At 63.8% G+C, this 18,293-nt stretch carries 17 protein-coding genes and 1 other RNA gene; 11 read left to right on the top strand and 7 right to left on the bottom strand.

Going from position 1 to position 18,293, the window contains the following annotated elements:
- Positions 1-2: 2 nt before the first annotated feature.
- Both ACIGKL_RS06215 and ACIGKL_RS06220 read left to right on the top strand, forming a co-directional pair.
- Complete coding sequence (locus ACIGKL_RS06215; protein WP_397485816.1) at positions 3-1,223, top strand: RtcB family protein; 1,221 nt, start codon at positions 3-5, stop codon at positions 1,221-1,223.
- A gap of 74 nt (positions 1,224-1,297) precedes the next feature.
- Positions 1,298-1,543 carry a hypothetical protein gene (locus tag ACIGKL_RS06220; protein WP_021445945.1) on the top strand — a complete coding sequence of 82 codons (246 nt, stop codon included), beginning with the start codon at positions 1,298-1,300 and terminating at the stop codon, positions 1,541-1,543.
- Positions 1,544-1,587: 44 nt separating this feature from the next.
- Here the strand turns inward: ACIGKL_RS06220 and ACIGKL_RS06225 are convergent, their stop codons facing one another.
- Positions 1,588-4,503: an ATP-binding protein gene (locus tag ACIGKL_RS06225; RefSeq protein WP_397485817.1), complete on the bottom strand. Its 2,916-nt coding sequence runs from the start codon at positions 4,501-4,503 to the stop codon at positions 1,588-1,590.
- Between the two features lie 131 nt (positions 4,504-4,634).
- Here ACIGKL_RS06225 and ssrA point away from each other — a divergent pair.
- Together ssrA and ACIGKL_RS06235 are read left to right on the top strand one after the other, a co-directional pair.
- Positions 4,635-4,991: a transfer-messenger RNA gene (ssrA, locus tag ACIGKL_RS06230) on the top strand.
- A 114-nt stretch (positions 4,992-5,105) separates the two neighbouring features.
- Positions 5,106-6,479: a DUF6538 domain-containing protein gene (locus ACIGKL_RS06235; RefSeq protein ID WP_397485818.1), complete on the top strand. Its 1,374-nt coding sequence runs from the start codon at positions 5,106-5,108 to the stop codon at positions 6,477-6,479.
- 94 nt (positions 6,480-6,573) lie between these two features.
- On the opposite strand, the gene ACIGKL_RS06240 is transcribed toward ACIGKL_RS06235, so the two are convergent.
- Positions 6,574-6,840 carry a helix-turn-helix domain-containing protein gene (locus tag ACIGKL_RS06240; RefSeq protein ID WP_003459718.1) on the bottom strand — a complete coding sequence of 89 codons (267 nt, stop codon included), beginning with the start codon at positions 6,838-6,840 and terminating at the stop codon, positions 6,574-6,576.
- Complete coding sequence (locus ACIGKL_RS06245) at positions 6,841-8,166, bottom strand: type II toxin-antitoxin system HipA family toxin (RefSeq protein ID WP_397485819.1); 1,326 nt, start codon at positions 8,164-8,166, stop codon at positions 6,841-6,843. It lies immediately after the preceding gene.
- Positions 8,167-8,412: 246 nt separating this feature from the next.
- On the opposite strand from ACIGKL_RS06245, the gene ACIGKL_RS06250 reads away from it, so the two are divergent.
- Complete coding sequence (locus tag ACIGKL_RS06250) at positions 8,413-9,222, top strand: hypothetical protein (RefSeq protein WP_397485820.1); 810 nt, start codon at positions 8,413-8,415, stop codon at positions 9,220-9,222.
- 243 nt (positions 9,223-9,465) lie between these two features.
- On the opposite strand, the gene ACIGKL_RS06255 is transcribed toward ACIGKL_RS06250, so the two are convergent.
- The 4 genes from ACIGKL_RS06255 to ACIGKL_RS06270 all read right to left on the bottom strand — a co-directional run bounded on the left by ACIGKL_RS06255 (position 9,466) and on the right by ACIGKL_RS06270 (position 12,464).
- Positions 9,466-9,798, bottom strand: coding sequence for an XRE family transcriptional regulator (locus ACIGKL_RS06255; protein WP_397485821.1), 333 nt, complete (start codon positions 9,796-9,798; stop codon positions 9,466-9,468).
- Complete coding sequence (locus ACIGKL_RS06260; protein WP_397485822.1) at positions 9,791-10,156, bottom strand: type II toxin-antitoxin system RelE/ParE family toxin; 366 nt, start codon at positions 10,154-10,156, stop codon at positions 9,791-9,793. The genes ACIGKL_RS06255 and ACIGKL_RS06260 overlap by 8 nt, the downstream gene beginning before the upstream one ends.
- Before the next feature lie 48 nt (positions 10,157-10,204).
- Positions 10,205-10,741, bottom strand: a complete 537-nt coding sequence (locus ACIGKL_RS06265; RefSeq protein WP_397485823.1) for a tyrosine-type recombinase/integrase — start codon at positions 10,739-10,741, stop codon at positions 10,205-10,207.
- Positions 10,742-10,874: 133 nt separating this feature from the next.
- On the bottom strand, positions 10,875-12,464 hold the full coding sequence (locus tag ACIGKL_RS06270) for a BCCT family transporter (RefSeq protein WP_397485824.1): 1,590 nt from the start codon (positions 12,462-12,464) through the stop codon (positions 10,875-10,877).
- Positions 12,465-12,767: 303 nt separating this feature from the next.
- On the opposite strand from ACIGKL_RS06270, the gene ACIGKL_RS06275 reads away from it, so the two are divergent.
- From ACIGKL_RS06275 to ACIGKL_RS06300, 6 genes are all read left to right on the top strand, one after another.
- Positions 12,768-13,358: an amino acid synthesis family protein gene (locus ACIGKL_RS06275; RefSeq protein WP_397485825.1), complete on the top strand. Its 591-nt coding sequence runs from the start codon at positions 12,768-12,770 to the stop codon at positions 13,356-13,358.
- 27 nt (positions 13,359-13,385) lie between these two features.
- Positions 13,386-14,219 (top strand): alpha/beta fold hydrolase, encoded by an 834-nt coding sequence (locus tag ACIGKL_RS06280; RefSeq protein ID WP_397485826.1) that lies wholly within the window; start codon positions 13,386-13,388, stop codon positions 14,217-14,219.
- Positions 14,216-15,697 (top strand): aldehyde dehydrogenase, encoded by a 1,482-nt coding sequence (locus ACIGKL_RS06285; RefSeq protein WP_397485827.1) that lies wholly within the window; start codon positions 14,216-14,218, stop codon positions 15,695-15,697. Before ACIGKL_RS06280 ends, ACIGKL_RS06285 begins: the two co-directional genes overlap by 4 nt.
- Positions 15,698-15,709: 12 nt before the next feature.
- Positions 15,710-16,195 (top strand): flavin reductase family protein, encoded by a 486-nt coding sequence (locus ACIGKL_RS06290; RefSeq protein ID WP_350424482.1) that lies wholly within the window; start codon positions 15,710-15,712, stop codon positions 16,193-16,195.
- Positions 16,196-16,422: 227 nt separating this feature from the next.
- Entirely contained in the window at positions 16,423-17,862 is a 1,440-nt protein-coding gene (locus tag ACIGKL_RS06295; protein WP_397485828.1) for an NAD-dependent succinate-semialdehyde dehydrogenase, read from the top strand.
- A gap of 17 nt (positions 17,863-17,879) precedes the next feature.
- Positions 17,880-18,269 carry a carboxymuconolactone decarboxylase family protein gene (locus ACIGKL_RS06300; protein ID WP_148118861.1) on the top strand — a complete coding sequence of 130 codons (390 nt, stop codon included), beginning with the start codon at positions 17,880-17,882 and terminating at the stop codon, positions 18,267-18,269.
- The last annotated feature ends 24 nt before the right edge of the window (positions 18,270-18,293 follow it).

Genomic DNA, 18,293 nt, shown 5'->3' on the forward strand with positions numbered 1-18,293 from the left:
CCATGCACGACCACGGCCCGCAGCTGCTGCAAGTCCCTGGCGGCAAGCCGATCAAGCTCTGGACCCGCGGCGTGCCGGTGGAGGACGAAGCCCGCCGGCAACTGCTCAACACCGCGCGGATGCCCTTTATCTTCAAGCACCTGGCGGTGATGCCGGACGTGCACCTGGGCAAGGGCTCGACCATCGGCAGCGTGATCCCCACCCTCGGCGCCATCATCCCCGCCGCGGTCGGCGTGGATATCGGCTGCGGCATGATCGCCGCGCGCACCTCGCTGCGCGCCACGGATCTGCCGGACAACCTGCACCGCCTGCGCGGCGCCATCGAGCGCGCGGTGCCGCACGGCAAGAGCTTCGGCAAGCGCGACGTCGGCGCCTGGGATCAGGTGCCGGCCACCACCGACCAAGCCTGGAAGACACTGGCCGGGCGCTTCCGGGCGATCTGCGCCAAGCACCCGCGCCTGGAGCAGAGCAACCACCGCGTGCACCTCGGCACCCTGGGCGGCGGCAATCACTTCATCGAACTCTGCCTGGACCAGGCCGACCGCGTCTGGCTGATGCTGCACAGCGGCTCGCGCGGCGTCGGCAACGCCATCGGCAACCTGTTCATCGAGCTGGCCCAGGCCGACATGCGCCAGCACCTGGCCAACCTGCCGGACAAGGACCTGGCCTACTTCGAGGAAGGCAGCCGGCATTTCGCCGACTACCTCGAGGCAGTCGGCTGGGCCCAGGACTACGCCCGGCAGAACCGTGCGCTGATGCTGCAGGCGGTGATCGCGGCGACCCGCCAGGTGCTCGGCCGGCCGTTCGAGGCGCAGCTGGAGGCGGTGGACTGCCACCACAACTACGTGCAGCAGGAACGCCACTTCGGCCGCGAGGTGCTGGTCACGCGCAAGGGCGCGGTGTCGGCGCAGCCAGGCCAGCTGGGCATCATCCCCGGCTCCATGGGCACGCGCAGCTACATAGTGCGCGGCCTGGGCAATGCCGAGGCGTTCTGCTCCTGCAGCCACGGCGCCGGCCGGGTGATGAGCCGCAGCCAGGCGAAGAAACGCTTCGACCTGGCCGACCAGCTGCGCGCCACTGCCCATGTCGAATGCCGCAAGGACAAGCACGTGATCGACGAAATCCCCATGGCCTACAAGGACATCGAGGCGGTGATGGCGGCCCAGCGCGACCTGGTCGAGGTGGTGCACAGCCTGCGCCAGCTGCTGTGCGTGAAGGGTTGAGTGACCGGCGGCGATGACGCCGCGACACGGCTTCCTATACTGAAAGTCCCACCGCACCGTTCTGGAGAGCCATCATGCGCCGCCTAACCGCCTTCTTCGCCGCCGCCCTGCTCAGTGCGCCCCTGTGGGCGATGCACTGCCCGGCGGACATGGCCAAGATCGACGCCATGCTGCAAAGCGACCCACCGGCCGACCCCGCCGTGCTGGCCAAGGTGCAGGAACTGCGCGCCGAAGGCGAAGCCCTGCACAAGGCCGGCAACCACAGCGAATCGGTCAAGGTGCTGGGCGAAGCCATCAATCTGCTGGAAGCCAGCGAGTAGTCGCCGACTCCCCTGCTGGTTGTAGGCGCCTGCAGCACTGCTGCCTAGTAGCCGGTATAGAGCAGCTCCAGCGCCAGCTGCCGTACCTCCTGCAGATCCACCGGTTTGCTCAGGCAGGCGGAGGCCCCGCGCGCCCTGGCTTCCTCGAATAGCGCCTGGTCGGCCACCGCGCTGATCACCAGCACCGGCACCTCGCGCAGCCGTGGCTCGGCGCGCATGGCGTCGAGTATCTCCAGGCCGTTGCCGTCCGGCAGGTCGACATCCAGCAGCAACAGCGCCGGCTCGCTGTCCTGCAACTCGGCCAGCGCGCGCTGTCGGGTGCCCGCGCCGCGCACCTCGGCGAACTCGCGCAGCGCCTCCTGGAGAATCTTCAGGCAGGCCGGGTGATCCTCCACGCACAGCACCTGCACCAGGCGCCGCTCGCCTTGCGTCGACTGCGTCGGCGCGTCGGCGTCGGCCTCGTCCGGCCGCGCGGCACTGGGCAAATCGAGCCAGAAACGGCTGCCCACGCCCGGCTCGCTGCGCACGCCGATCTCGCCGTCCATCAGGCTGGCCAGCTCGCGGCAGAGCACCAGGCCGATGCCAGTGCCGGGGATGTTCGAACTCTCCCGACCGAGGCGCTGGAACGGCTGGAACAGCTGCGCCTGCTGCTCCTCGGAGAGCCCCGGGCCGGTATCGTCGACCCACAGCCGCACGCAGTCGGCGCGCACCTCGTAGCCCATGCGGATGAGGCCCTGCGGGCTGTTGTACTTGATCGCGTTGGACAGCAGGTTGAGCAGGATCTGCCGCACCCGGCGCGGGTCGCCCTGGACGAACAGCGGCGGCTGGGCCGCCGCCATCACCTGCAGCTGCAGCTGGCGCTGCTGCACCTCGGGCTGCACCAGCTCAGCGCAACCGGCCAGCAGGCCGCCGATCTCCAGCGGCTGCAGCTGCAGCTGCTGACGGCGGCTCTCGATGCTCGACAGGTCGAGGATGTCGTCGACCAGCGAGGTCAGGTGGCGGCTGGCGTTGACGATCTCGTGGGCGTAGTCGCTCTCCAGCTTGGCATCGGCCTTGTCCTGCGCCTCCATCTCGATCAGCTGGGCGAAACCGTGGATGGCGTTGAGCGGCGTGCGCAGCTCGTGGCTCATGCTCGACAGGAAGCGGCTCTTGGCCTGGCTGGCGGCCAGGGCCTCTAGGCTGGCGTGGCGCAACTCCTCCTGCACCTGCTTGAGGCGGGTGATGTCGACATGGGTACCGGCCACGCGCAGCGGCCAGCCCTTGGCGTCGCGCTCCAGCACCTTGCCGCGACTGAGCAACCAGAGGTACTGGCCCTGGCAGTCGAGATAGCGGTACTCGGCGTCGAAATGCTCGTCGCCGCTCTCGGCGAAGTGCTTGCGCAGGTGGCGCAGGCGTTCCAGGTCGTCCGGGTGCACGCGCTGGTTGAACTCGCTCAGGCTCAGGTGGCGCGCACCGAGGCCGAAGCGCCGCACGAAGCGTTCGCTGAGGTCGATGGTCAGATCGCGGGCATTGATCTGCCAGAGGCTCTCGGTGGTGCTTTCCAGCACCAGCTGGAGGATGTTCTGCGCCTCCTGACGCTCCTGCTCGCTGGCCTGCAACTGGCGCCCGGCTTGCTGCATAGCATCGGCCAGGCGGCTGACTTCGGCGATCCGGCTGTCCGGCGCCGCCGGCAGGTAGTTGCCCTGCCCGAGGCTGCCGGCCATCTCGACGATATCGGCGATGGGGTGCGCCAGCAGGTCGCTGAGACGCCGCGAACGCAACCACATCCAGGCGAAGAACAGCAGATAGAAGGCCAGCAGGCCGGCGATCAGCAGGTAGCCGATCTGCTGGTAGCGCTCGGCCAGCTGATTGGTGTCGTGGAAGATCTGCTCCTCGTCCACCACCAGCAACAGGCGCCAGCCGGTCTGCGGAATCTCGCTCCAGGCCACCAGTTGCTTGCGCCCGCCGAGCAGCACCTCCTGAACGTTGCCGCGGCCCTCGTTCATCGCCTGCAGCAACGGCTCCATACCCTCGCGCTTGGCCAGATTGAAGTCCTCGGGCTTGAGCACCTCGCGGCGTACCGCCTCGTCGTAGGAGTAATGGGTCAGCTCGCGCAGGCCAAAATCCAGCTCGCCGGCGGCCGGCAGCGCCATGATGTTGTGGTCGTGGCTGACCAGCATGGCGTAGCCCTGCCAGGGCACGTTGAGCTCGGCGATCTCGCCGAGTACCTGGCCGACGGTGATGTCCAGACCGACCACGCCCTCGAGGAAATCGCCGCGGTAGACCGGGGCGATGGCCGACATCATCCAGCCGAGGCCGGCCGGATCGAGGTAGACCTCGGTCCACACAGTCTTGCGCTCGGGGTTGTGCTGGGCGTCGGCGAGGTAATAGAAGTTGTAGTCCGGGATAACCATGTCATGGGGATACTGCGCCGGCGTGTCGAACCAGGGGTAGATGCGGTTGTAGCTGTCCCAGCTGTTGAAGTAGAGCGCGGCCACCAGCGGGTTGGCCTGCTGGATCGAGCGCATCAGCGGGTCGACCTGCGACAGGCGCATGACCTTGGCGTGATCCTGCTGCGCCGGCGGCGTGCTGTTGGCGTAGAAGGAGGCGGCGCGACCGTCGTCGCTGCGGGTGTAGAACACCCCGCTGTCGGTGCTGGCGTGGCGCTGACGCTCCAGCTCGTCGGCCTGGAAGCGGGTGTCGAGCAGCGCACCCTGGGTCGCATCGCGGTAGACCTGAACCAGCGATTCGATCGAACGCAGGCGACCGTCGACGATCTGCCCCTCGCGCAGCGCGGCACTGGCCAGGTCCTTCACCGCCGCCTCCTGCAGATGGCCGACCTGGGCGTCGCGGATCGCCTGGTTGCTCAGCAGGTACACTGCGATCAGCACCGACTCCACCAGAATCAACGGGATCAGCGCGCTCTGCACGAAGGCCCGCCAGATCCACTGACGCAGGGGGTAGCGGCTAGAACTCGGCATGACGACTCCTTTCCTTAGGGCGCGCAGAGGGACGCAAGGCGCCATCATAGCTTCCCGCGCTGGAATCCGCAGTCGACGTTGTGGAACCTTTGCCGTACACTCCGCATCCTAGCTGTAACCACGAAGGTTTTGGGGCCGATTAGGATTCGACGCCGGTAACGAAACTTGAGGGGCATGCCGAGTAGGTGACAGTTCTCGTAAATCCGCTGCCACAACTTCATAGTTGCCAACGACGACAACTACGCTCTGGCCGCCTAAGGGCGCCAGCTGACCCTAGGGGATGCCTGTAAACCCGAAGATTTGGTCAGTCATATAGAACAGGATCGCCGCCAAGTTCGCTGTAGACGTAACGGCTAAAACTCATACAGCTCGCTCCAAGCGCCCTGCCACTCGGGCCGCGCGGAGTTAACTCAGTAGAGATGGCTAAGCATGTAGAACCGATAGCGGAGAGCTGGCGGACGGGGGTTCAAATCCCCCCGGTTCCACCATATCCTTACACAGCGGCTTGATTTTTAAGCCAATGTGCTCAGGTCCACCGGCCCTAACGGGCTGGTGTGACACTGAGATGTCACATTCGTGTGGGGCATCATCCGGTGCCCAGCATGAAACCATCTCCCTCCTTCTTAACCATTAATCGCCACGGAACGTTTTACTTCCGGATGGTCATTCCGCGCCCGCTGCGCCCCCTATTCAAGGGACAGCGTGAGGTCAGGCGCACCCTGAGAACCGACAGTCATCGTTTGGCTCAAAAACGCGCCAGACAGTATGCTGCTCGCCTTGAAGCGGCCTTTGACAAGGTGATTTGTGTGTTAGAGCGTGACGAGTTAGGTCTAACCGAGGCCGATTACCTGGAAGCCATGGAGCTTGAAATGAAGGGGCTTTTTCCTGACTTTTCCAGCCCCAAAGACGAAAGCCGGCCCGCTGACCCCATTCTTTCGGACGAGGAAATCGAGGCTCGCCAACGCCGCCGAGAGGTGGAGCGCCTGTTGACCGGGGCCTATGGCCGACCAGTCCCGCAAGAAAAAGAGGCTTTGGCTAAGCAATTGCTGGAGCTCTCTCAGCCCTATCAACCAACCGAGTTACGGGCTGTATTGCCGAAGCTGCGGGATGAGCTGGTACTCAGGAGCCTCCGTCCAGTCCGTGACGGCGCTGTAGATACGCCCCAAGCAGTTCCGAGCTACGACCCAGCAATGGCCGACTGGACGTTCTATCAGGTATGGGAGCACCAACTGGAACGCGACAGGGCTGACACCTCGTCAAAAGGTGGACAGGCGAACCACGGCGGTACTCTTGCGGAAAGGGAGCGCCTCGCCCGGGTTATGACCGTCCTGACGCAACACAAACCCGTTTGCCAATTGACCAAAAAAGACTGGCAGGCCGCGTACGACAACGCCCGCAAGACGAAGGCTAACGCCGACGCATCAATTGACCCGCCGACGCAATTGATTGAAATCTTGACCGATGACTCTGAGCAACAGACCGGTCACGAACGCGTTCGCGCCCTCATCGCTTTCATGAAGCAAATCCAAGCGCATGCTCGCTACCTTGATTTGACCACATTCAGACCAGATGACGTGATCATCAAGCCTGTCGAGGAGAGGAAGAACGAGCGAAGCCGTGACGGCGTTGCCTTTAACAATGATGACATTGAGGCAATCTTTTCCGGCTACATATACAAGGGACCGGTCGCGGATGGGCGAACCAAGGCGTATCCCTTTTGGTTCTGGCTCCCCTTGGTAGGCTATTTCACCGGTGCTCGAACGAACGAGATAGCGCAGCTTGATACCGCTGACATTAGGGTCGTAGACGGACATCCCTGCTTCGATTTCTGTGCTGATGCCGTCGATGCACCGGAGGCAAAGCGCATCAAGACCGGCGAAGCTCGGCAAGTGCCAATTCATCCTCGACTGGTCGAGCTGGGGTTTCTTAGTTATGTGGACGCTGCCACTCTGCGACTAGAAGCTCGCCTGCCCTAGTGACCGCCTGGGTGACCCTAGAGAGCAGCGATGAATAATCCATGTGTTTTCTCCAGCGCTCATCCAGCCTTAAGAACCAGCATGCAGCCGCCGCTCAACGCGGAGTCTTCGGCACAATGCCGACCTGCATGCCAAAGGGATTAAACACACTGTTCAGCGTCTGAACCGTCGGGTTGCTCTCATCCAGTTCCAGCTGTCGCAAGGCGCGCAATGACAGCTTGCACATCTGTGCAAATCTGGCCTGCTGCAAGCCAGTCACCTCCTTACGCAGACGCCGCACTGCTCCTCCAATCGTGATCTCGCCGCTAGCCAACTGCTGCTGCAGCTCATTCAAAATGCGATTGCGCTCAAGAATGTCCATTTAGACCAACCCCCACTGAAGCATCCGCTGCTGGAGATTTCTCAGGGCTATACGAGGATGACTCATGGTTGAATCGGGAAGCCCTTGTGCACTCAGCAAGTCAGGTAGCGCGAGGAAGTCCTGAGCTGCCAACCGCAATCGTTGGAACAGCTCATCGGCATCAACCCACTCTGCGACCTCATCACAGGCCGCTCTCCAGTTGACCTCTCCAGCAAGCTCGATGTGCTTTGGCCACTTCGTCGTACGCGTAACCCCCTCCTCGTCCATGACCATCGGTGCCAGGTCGTAGATTGGCGCCAACCGAACCCCCTGCTCGCATCGGAGAATCGCAGTGTTGCGTCCGTGGTTATCTGAATTACCGAGAATCTGGTTCAGCAGATCACGCCGCATGTATTCAAACACCAGATCTCCGATCTGCTGTTCCTGCCCAACAGCTCGCCATAGCTCGACCAGATTCCCCAGCACGTGCGTGTGCAGCATGTAGCTACCCGCCTCGGTTACACCGCATAGCGAGTACATGGACTCAACGGCAGTTCGGCTAACCCCTGCGGGGCTAATCTCGCGATCAAAGCGATGCATCCAGAGACTGGGCTTATTGCCCTCCTCCAATGCCAACCCTTCAGCTGCAACCGTATCCATTCCGAGCTGCTGGACGGCACGATAGAAGCAGTACTCGCTGCGCAGGATGTCCTGATCGGTCTGACTGGCTTTGTTACGCGCGAACTTCACAAACCAGTGCTGGGCGGCGTCTGCATCTGGCAGCACGGCATCTGGATGTAAGGCGCCCTGCCGATCTTCAGTCAGCAACAGTTTGGGGGCCTCACCGCCAGCACCTGTCGCCCCGCCAATGGCTGCGCCCTGCTCATACGCGTACTCCAGGAATCGCGAGTCCCGACTAATAACCTCATCGCGCGTAAAGCCGAGCACAGGACTGCCCGCAATCGCCTCGACGGACTCCTTGATACGCAGATTTCCAATTGGCGCAGGTGTGCAACGCCCAAGGAGGTAGAGATCAAGATTGAGACCTTCGGGCCGCCCCCCCCCCAAACGTTTCAGTAGAAAGCGTCTCGCTGCACCTGATGGCAGGATGTCGAAGAGAAACGCTGGAGCCTTCTTATCTCGCCAGGAGTCCCAGCCGAGTGGGTAAGCTGCACTGACAGCCACATTCAGCCGACTGCCGACAGACTCCAAGGAGTCAACCAGATAGCCCTGCTGGTAGCCATAAGCACAAGTACCCTCCAGCCCTTCCTCGGGCTGCTCGAAACAGACCTCCATGGCATTGCGCCACTGGCCATCCGTATAAACCTGTAGAGTAAGATTGTGCATACCAGACACCGGCACTTTAATGCCTAAATACTAGACCTACACACACAAAAAGGCAATTTAATGCCTAAAATATCGCCTTACCCACAGAATAAGGCATTAAAGTGCCTCAACATCCGGAACCAGCTCCCGCTCCGGAGGACGCTGCTTTCGTTCAACTCCCCAACAGGGATTTGAACCCGCACCCAGCTATATTGCTCAACTGGAAACGCTTGCACCGGGTCTTTTTGGATGCGCTCTTGACGGAAGGTGAGCGAGCTGCTCCAAGATCCTCATCGAAACCATCGCCACGACATCTGGCTGTGGCTGTACCTCGACTACTACAGAGAGGCCAGGCTTGATCTCAAAACCTGCAACGGCCTCACCATGCGTGACGAGATAGCCCGATCCCTGAAGGATCAGAAGCTATTCCAGTCCCGTATCCCTCGAGAGAAGGACCGGCTCCTGCTTCCAAACGAAAAGCTGGAATGGATCGCAGAGGATGAACGGCAGTATCGGTGGCTGCTCCGCGAGATTGAGCAGATGACTGGCCTGCGCCTGCCTCGCGGCCTAGTCCACCTCACTGGCAGGGACCGCCTCATCGCCATGATCGACCTTTGGGATGTCGATCTTGCGGAGAAGGCATCCGAGGTCGAACTCCTTCACCTGGACTGGCTCAGGCACAAAGCAAAGGACAGCGAGTTCGAGTGGTTCGCCGATAAAAAAGACGGCGAGAAGCGATGCGCCTGCGCATGGGAGTGGCTTCAGAAGAAGTACCTGACGTCATTTTCAAGACAGCCTCCTATCAGCAGCCACCAAGAGCTGCTGATGTTCTTCGACCAGGAAGATATAGGCCGCAACGAACGGACGGCCATGATTCGAGAGATCAAGAGGCGATGGAGTCGTAAGCAATTCGACGAGCGCGCCGCCGATAAGAAGCAGGTCAACGTCATGCTCTCGAAAACGGTGATCGCCCAGCTCGATGCGCTAGCTGAAGCGCATGGCCTGAAACGCGCTCAAATCATTGAGAACCTGGTGAGGATGGAAGCTGACGCCGGCGTGTATCTCACCGATGATTGAATGCCGCTCCGCCGGCAGAGACAGCAGGATCAGCCTCCAGGAAGCGCTACAGCACCCTGAGTTCAAATCCAGCCATCAGGTATTCCAAACGGTATTCCAAGCAGAAATTAAACCGGAATTTTCCTATATATTTCAATAGGATAAAATATCAATTCAGATTACCCCGGCCCACCAAATAAACCCCTGATTTTCCTAGAGAAAGTCAGGGGTTTTTCTTTGGGGTGTCGAAAAGGTGTCGAAGCGTTAGGCCTGCGGGAGAAGATCGCTTTCGATGTCTGAAAAATTGCTGATCTTCACCGAACCATCGGGAAACCGGGCAATGACATCCAACTGACCACCCATGGCTTCGATGTGGCTACGTAAAGTGGAAATGTACATGTCTGTCCGCTTTTCCATCTTGGCAATGGATGGTTGCTGTACATGCAGCACCTCAGCCAGCACCTTCTGGGACAACCCACGAGCCTGACGCAGCTCATGAAGCGGCATCTCTGCAAGCAGCTCCTGGGCTTTGGCCTCTACCCTGGCCTGAGCCTCAGGCGCCATTTTTGCGCGCAGCTCTGCAAATTTCTTAGCCATCTATCAAGCCCTCCTTTCGAAGCTGTTCCAGATGTTCGTCATACAGTCGATCAGACAGCGGAACGTTGATGTCATACCAACGATCATCACCAGTCTTGTCGCCACCGATCAGCAAAATAGCCGAGCGCCTGGGATCGAATGCATACAGGGTTCTGTATGGTCGGCCTTCGTGCTGCGTCCTCAGCTCGCGCATGTGGCTGTGACGAGAGCCGTTGATTCCGCTGCTGTGTGGAAAGCCAAGTGACGGGCCTCGCGCCTCCAAGAGCCGGACTGACACCGCAACGGACTCCTGTTCCTCAGCAGACAAGCTTTCCCACCACTCACCGAACTCGTCGGTGTATTCAATATCCCAAGTCATGGCGAAAATATAACCCCAAAGAAACATTCCATCAATGGAATATCTGAATCATAGAGACGAGAGCGGGCCAAAGCGTACCGCATCCTGCAGATGATCCGGCGCCAGGTGTGCATAGCGCATGGTCATGGCCAGGCTGAAGTAACCCGGGATCTTCTGCAGGTTGAGGATGTTGCCGCCGTTTTGGATGAAGTGGCTGGCGAAGGTGTGTCGTAGGGCGTGGGCGGCCTGGCCTTTCGGTAGGCGGATGGTCGTCCTGGCCAGGGCGCGGCGGAACGAGGTGATAGCCGAGTTTGGCTGGCCGTGTTGCTTCCAGTGCCTGACGATCTTGGCTTCTAGCTCTGCAGTGATCGGCACCGAACGAACCTTGCCGTTCTTGGTTCCGCTGAAGGTGATCACGCTTTTGCGTAGACCGGTCGGTTTCAGCTTCTCGGCCTCAGGCCATAGCGCCCCAGTGGCCAGGCAGATCAGGGCGATTATCTCGACGTGCGGGTTGTCGCAGCCGCGCCGTATCTGTTCCAGCAGCTCACCGATTTGCTCGGTGGGTAGCCAGGACAACTCTCGCTCCTGCACCTTGAGCGGCTTCATCAGGGCGAGCGGGTTGGCGTATTGTCCTGACTTGACGGCATGAGCCCTGAATCGCAACCGTTCGGGGACGAGGCAGCGCCCTGAAAACGGCCTGCCCACAGCCGCGCAGGTGTGGACAGGCCCGAGTCGGTACTCAGGACGTGCGGGCGCTTACCCGCAGGTCGCGGCCCTGCTGCAGCGCAGCCTCCTCCTGATGCAGCGCCTTGACCAGGCAGTAGCAGATCAGCAGCAGCACCAGGGAGAACGGCAGCGCCGCGGCGATGGTCGCCGCCTGCAGCCCCTGCAGCCCCTGCAGGCCGCCGGCCAGCAGCAGCACGCCGGCCAGCGCGCCGAGGCCCAGGCCCCAGATGATGCGGTAGCGCTGCGGCGGGTTGTGGTCGCCCATCGAGAGGATGGTGCAGATCACCAGGGTCGCCGAATCGGCCGAGGTGACGAACCAGCTGACGATCATCAGCGTCGCCAGGCCGGCCATGGGCAGGATGGCCCACTCTACGCCGAGGCCTTCGATGGTCTTGTACAGCACCATGGTCAGGTCGCTGTTGGCCACGCTGGCCAGGTCGACGCCGTTGAGCTGCAGGTACACGCCGGTGCCGCCCATGATCACTATCCACAGGAAGGCGCCGAGGGTGGAGGCCAGCATCCCGCCCACCACCACCTGGCGCACGGTGCGGCCACGGGAGATGCGGGCGATGAACATGCCGACGAACGGGCCCCAGGACAGCCACCAGCCCCAGTAGAAGATGGTCCACCAGCCTTGCCACTGACGCTCGGGGTTGGCGTCGGTCCACAGCCCCATGGGGATGAAGTGCGCCAGGTAGTCGCCGATGCTGGTGGCGTACAGGCCCAGCAGGAACACGGTCGGCCCGGCCAGCAGCAGGAACAGGAAGAGGATGCTGCTCAGGCGGATATTCCACTCGCTGAGCCAGAGGATGCCGCGGCGCACGCCGGAGACGGCGGAGAAGGTCGCCACCAGCGAGGTGCCGGCGATCAGCAGCAGCTGGTTGGTGGTGGAGATTTCCCAGCCGAACATGTAGCTCAGCCCGGCGTTCATCTGCGACACGCTCAGACCCAGGGTGGTGGCGGTGCCGAACAGGGTGCTGAAGATCGCCAGCAGGTCCACCGCGTGGCCGATCGGCCCGTGGATACGCTCGCCCAGCAGCGGATAGAGCGCCGAGCGGATGGTCAGCGGCAGGTTATGCCGGTAGGTGAAGTAGGCCAGTACCAGGCCCACCACTATATAGATGCACCAGCCGTGCAGGCCCCAGTGGAACATGGTGATGCGCAGGGCGATCTGCGCGGCCTCGGCGCTGCCCGCGGCGACCCCGGCCATTTCCATGTAGGGGTTGCCCTGCATGTGCATCAGCGGCTCGGCGATGCTCCAGAACAGCAGGCCGGTGCCGACCGCGGCGCTGAACAGCATGGCGAACCAGGAGAAGTTGCTGAACTCGGGGCGTTCATCGTCCTGGCCCAGGCGCAGATTGCCGAAGCGGCTGAAGCCGACCCAGAAGGTGAAGAACAGCACCGCGCTGACCACCGCCACGTAGTACCAGCCCAACGAACCCTCGATCCAGGCCTTGGCGCCGGTATAGATGCCGTTGGCCAGTTCGGCGTTGCTCACGGTGAACAAGACGAAGGCCAGGACCATGGCGAGCGAGGCGATCGCCATGGTCGGGTTGACACCTGCGAACACGCGTTCGAGGTGGTTCTTGGGACGTTCGCTCACAGGCGTCTCCTTGTTTTTGTAATGAACCGATGGGACGTCGCAAGGGCCGGGCCGCGCCATGCAGGCGCGACGGGCAGGCGGCATCGTCTTGCGATGTATTACGGTATACCATCAACCAAATCGCCATTTCAATGCCTTGTTGAAACGTCGCCGATCAATGGTCTTCCCCCGCCAGGCACCGTCCGACGGGCGTTGCGGGAAAAGCGCAAGGCTTGACTTGCGCATCTCGTATTATGGTATACCATGATACCAACTGAGCGGTGCCAGCCCGCACCCCTACCCACAGCGCAGAGGAGCACATCCATGAGTTTCGAGATCCGCAAGATCGTCAGCTATATCGAAGAAACCCTGATCGAAGGCGGCAAGGCCAGCGACCAGCCGGTGACCATGGTCGGCCTGGCCGTGGTGATCAAGAACCCCTGGCTCGGCCGCGGCTTCGTCGAGGACCTCAAGCCGGAGATCAAGGCCCACTGCTCCGAACTCGGCGCCATGATGGTCGAGCGCCTGACTGCCGCCATCGGCGGCGCGGCGAAGATCGAGGCCTACGGCAAGGCCGCGGTGGTCGGCGCAGACGGCGAGATCGAGCACGCCTCGGCGGTGATCCACACCCTGCGCTTCGGCAACCACTACCGCCAGGCGGTCAACGCCAAGAGCTACCTGAGCTTCACCAACAAGCGCGGCGGCCCCGGCACCTCGATCCAGATCCCGATGATGCACAAGGACGACGAGGGCCTGCGCTCGCACTACATCACCCTGGAAATGCAGATCGAGGACGCGCCGCGCGCCGACGAGATCGTGGTGGTGCTCGGCGCCGCCAACGGTGGCCGCCTGCACCCGCGCATCGGCAACCGCTACATCGACCTGGAAGAGCTGGCCGCCGAACAGGCGCAGTGATCCTCAAGGCCCGCGCAGGAGCTTTCCATGATTCGGCTCACCGCTAAATCCACCCCCGCCGGCACCAGCTACCTGGCCACCGGTCAAGGTCACCCCGTGGTGCTGATCCACGGCGTCGGCCTGAACAAGGAAATGTGGGGCGGCCAGATCGTCGGTCTGGCCCCGCATTTCCAGGTCATCGCCTACGACATGCTCGGCCACGGCGCCAGCCCGCGCCCGCAGCCGGGCACCGGCCTGCCCGGCTATGCCGAGCAGCTGCGCGAGCTGCTCGAGCACCTGCAGATCGAGCGCGCCAGCGTCATCGGCTTCTCCATGGGCGGCCTGGTGGCGCGGGCCTTCGCCCTGCACCATCCGCAGCAACTGGATGCCCTGGTGGTTCTCAACAGCGTGTTCAACCGCAGCGCCGCGCAGCGCGCCGGGGTCATCGAGCGCACCCGCCAGGCCGCCGAACACGGCCCGGACGCCAACGCCGAGGAAGCCCTGTCGCGCTGGTTCAGCCGCGAATACCAGGCGGCCAACCCGGCGCAGATCGCGGCCATCCGCCAGACCCTGGCCGGCAACGATCCGCAGGGCTACCTGACCACTTACGAGCTGTTTGCCACCCAGGACATGTACCGCGTCGACGACCTGGGCAGCATCCAGGCGCCGACCCTGATCGCCACCGGCGAGCTGGACCCGGGCTCGACCCCGGAGATGGCCCGGCAACTGGCCGAGCGCATTCCCGGCGCCCAGGTCGCGGTGCTCGCCGAGCAGCGGCATATGATGCCGGTGGAATCGCCGCGCCTGGTCAACCAGGTGCTGCTGAACTTCCTGCAGCAGGCCCAGACCCTACGGAATCCAGCAGAGGGGATAGTCGCATGACACTCGCCCGTTTCCACATGTGCATCGACGGCCAGTGGCTCGATGCGCTGTCCGGCAAGACCTTTGAAAGCCTCAACCCGGCCCTGGCCGAACCCTGGGCCGAACTGCCGGATGCCGACGAGCAGGACGTCGAGCGCGCCGTGCAGGCCGCCCAGCGCGCCTTCGAGAATCCGGCCTGGCGCAAGCTGAATGCCAGCGCGCGCGGCAAGCTGCTGCGCCGCCTGGGCGATCTGATCGCCGAGCACAAGGAGCACCTGGCCCAGCTGGAAAGCCGCGACAACGGCAAGCTGATCCGCGAGACCCGCGGCCAGGTCGGCTACCTGCCGGAGTTCTTCCACTACACCGCGGGCCTGGCCGACAAGCTCGAAGGCGGCACCCTGCCGATCGACAAGCCGGAGATGTTCGCCTACACGGTGCACGAGCCGATCGGCGTGGTAGCCGGGATCATCCCCTGGAACAGCCCGCTGTACCTGACCGCGATCAAGCTGGCCCCGGCCCTGGCGGCCGGCAATACCATCGTCCTGAAGCCCTCCGAGCACGCCTCGGCGACCATCCTCGAGCTGGCCCGCCTGGCGCTCGAGGCCGGCTTCCCGCCCGGCGTGGTCAACGTGGTCACCGGCTTCGGCCCGAGCACCGGCGCGGCGCTGACCCGCCACCCGCTGGTGCGCAAGATCGCCTTCACCGGCGGCGCCGCCACCGCCCGTCACGTGGTGCGCAGCAGCGCGGAGAACTTTGCCAAGCTGTCGCTGGAGCTGGGCGGCAAATCGCCCAACATCATCTTCGCCGACGCCGACCTGGACAGCGCCATCAACGGCGCCGTGGCCGGTATCTACGCCGCCTCCGGGCAGAGCTGCGTGGCCGGCTCGCGCCTGCTGGTGCAGGACGCGATCTACGACCAGTTCGTCGAGCGCCTGATCGAACGCGCCCGGCGCATCCGCATCGGCAACCCGCAGGACGACGCCAGCGAGATGGGCCCCATGGCCACCGCGCAGCAGCTCGCCGTGGTCGAGGGCCTGGTCGCCGACGCTCTGGCCGAGGGCGCGCGCCTGCGCCTGGGCGGCAAGCGCCCCGCAATCGACGCCAAGGGCTGGTACTACGAGCCGACCCTGTTCGAGTGCGACCGCCACTCGATGAAGATCATGCAGGAAGAGGTGTTCGGCCCGGTCGCCTCGGTGATCCGCTTCAAGGACGAGGCCGAGGCCCTGGAGCTGGCCAACGACTCGCAGTTCGGCCTCGCCGCCGGCATCTGGACCCGCGACCTCGGCCGTGCCCACCGCATGGCGCGCGACGTGCGCTCGGGGATCATCTGGGTCAACACCTACCGCGCGGTCTCGGCCATGGCGCCGATCGGCGGCTTTCACAACAGCGGCTACGGCCGCGAGAGCGGCATCGATTCGGTGCTGGCCTACACCGAGCTGAAAACGGTGTGGATCAACCTCTCGCAGGCGCCCATGCCCGACCCCTTCGTCATGCGCTAGGAGACCTGCGAAATGATCGAACCCGGCATCTACAAAGAAGTGATGGGCTCCTTCCCGTCCGGCGTCACCGTGGTCACCACCCTGGACGCCGGCGGCGACATAGTCGGCATCACCGCCAGCGCCTTCAGCGCGCTGTCCATCGACCCGGCGCTGGTGCTGTTCTGCCCCAACTACGCCTCCGATACCTATCCGGTGCTGCGCGACAGCAAGCAGTTCGCCATCCACCTGCTGTGCGCCGACCAGCAGGCCGAGGCCTACGCCTTCGCCGGCAAGGGCAAGGACAAGGCCAAGGGCATCGACTGGCACCTGAGCGAGTTGGGCAACCCGCTGCTGGCCAAGGCCACCGCCATCATCGAATGCGAGCTGTGGCGCGAGTACGACGGCGGCGACCACGCCATCATCGTCGGCGCGGTGAAGAACCTGATCCTGCCCGAGCAGGAGGTGACGCCCATGGTCTATCACCGCGGCAAGCTCGGCGCCCTGCCCTCCATCGCCTGATACCCGGTTGCGACCGCGCCCACTCACCCTCGGTCGCGGTCTTTTTGGGCCATGTCGCAGTTGGCTGTCGCTGCGCCGATCTAGCTGCTGTAGGAGCGGCTTCAGCCGCGATTTTCGCGGATCAATCCGCTCCTACAGGGCGCTCGACTGCTAACTCGTACAGAGCCCCGTTTATTCGTCGCAGCGAGCCGCCGCGCTCGTTGCTCACACCGTTCAAGGGAGCCGCCATGAATGCTTTGCTGCGCCAACAGGCCTATATCGACGGGCACTGGCTCGACGCCCAGGACGGCGCGACCAGCGCCATCTTCAACCCCGCCAACGGCCAGCAGATCGGCACCGTGCCGAACATGGGCGCCGAGGAAACCCGCCAGGCCATCGCCGCCGCCAACCGCGCCTGGCCGGCCTGGCGGGCGCTGACCGCCAAGGAGCGCAGCGGCCTGCTCAAGCGCTGGCACGCGCTGATCCTGGACAACGCCGACGCGCTGGCCGAGCTGCTCACCCTGGAACAGGGCAAGCCGCTGGCCGAGGCGAAGGGCGAGATCCTCTACGCCGCCAGCTTTATCGAGTGGTTCGCCGAGGAGGCCAAGCGCATCTACGGCGACACCATTCCCAGCCACAAGGGCGATGCGCGCATCGTGGTGAGCAAGGAGCCGATCGGCGTGGTCGCCGCCATCACACCGTGGAACTTCCCCGCCGCGATGATCACCCGCAAGGTCGGCCCGGCGCTGGCCGCCGGCTGCCCGTGCATCGTCAAGCCGGCGCCGGAAACCCCCTTCTCCGCCCTGGCCCTGGCCGCCCTGGCCGAGCAGGCGGGGATTCCCGCCGGCATCCTCAACGTGGTCACCGGCGACGCCGTGGCCATCGGCGGCGAGCTGACCGCCAGCGCCGCGGTGCGCAAGCTGTCGTTCACCGGCTCCACGCCGATCGGCAAGCTGCTGATGGCGCAGTCGGCCGCCACCCTGAAGAAGGTCTCGCTGGAGCTGGGCGGCAACGCCCCCTTCATCGTCTTCGATGACGCCGACCTGGAGCGCGCGGTGGACGGCGCGCTGATCGCCAAGTACCGCAACGCCGGGCAGACCTGCGTGTGCGTCAACCGCTTCCTGGTGCAGGACGGCATCCACGATGCCTTCGTCGCCCGCCTGGCCGAGCGCGTCGCCGAGCTGGCCGTCGGCGACGGCTTCGCCGAGGGCGTCAAGCTCGGCCCGCTGATCAACCAGCGCGCCGTGGAGAAGGTCGAGGATCACGTACAGGACGCCCTGGCCAAGGGCGCGCGCCTGGTGCTCGGCGGCGAGCGCCATCCGCTGGGCCACGGCTTCTTCCTGCCCACCGTGCTGGCCGGGGTGAACGACGCGATGAAGGTGGCCCGCGAGGAAACCTTCGGCCCGCTGGCCGCGGTGTTCCGCTTCGCCGACGAGGCCGAGGCCGTGCGCCTGGCCAACGACACCGAGTACGGCCTGGCCGCCTACTGCTACACCCGCGACCTGGGCCGCGCCTGGCGCATGAGCGAGGCGCTGGAGTACGGCATGGTCGGCATCAACGAAGGGCTGATCTCCACCGAGGTCGCGCCGTTCGGCGGCATCAAGTCCTCGGGCCTCGGCCGCGAAGGCTCGAAGTACGGCATCGAGGACTATCTGGAGATCAAGTACACCCTGATGGGCGGCCTGTAACCGCGAAGGAGAACCCCATGAGCAACGCGAAGTACGAGAAAGGCCTGGCCATCCGCACCCAGGTGCTGGGCGAGGCCTATGTCAACAAGTCGATCGAGAACGCCGACGACTTCAACCGGCCGCTGCAGGAGCTGGTCACCGAATACTGCTGGGGCCACGTCTGGGGCCGCGAGGGTTTGTCGCTGCAAGAACGCAGCATGATAAACTTGGCCATGATTTCGGCGCTGAATCGCCCCCACGAGCTGAAGTTGCATATTCGCGGCGCCCTGCGCAACGGCCTCAGCCGCGAGCAGATTCGCGAGATTCTGCTGCAGGTCGGCATCTACTGCGGCGTGCCGGCGGCGGTCGACAGCTTCCGCATCGCCCGCGAAGCCTTCGCCGAGGCCGACGCGGAAACCAAGGACTGAGGGGGCCGTGTCATGCGCTAGACC

Origin of the sequence: Pseudomonas sp. NPDC077186, from assembly GCF_044543505.1 — a bacterium.
GTDB lineage: Bacteria > Pseudomonadota > Gammaproteobacteria > Pseudomonadales > Pseudomonadaceae > Aquipseudomonas.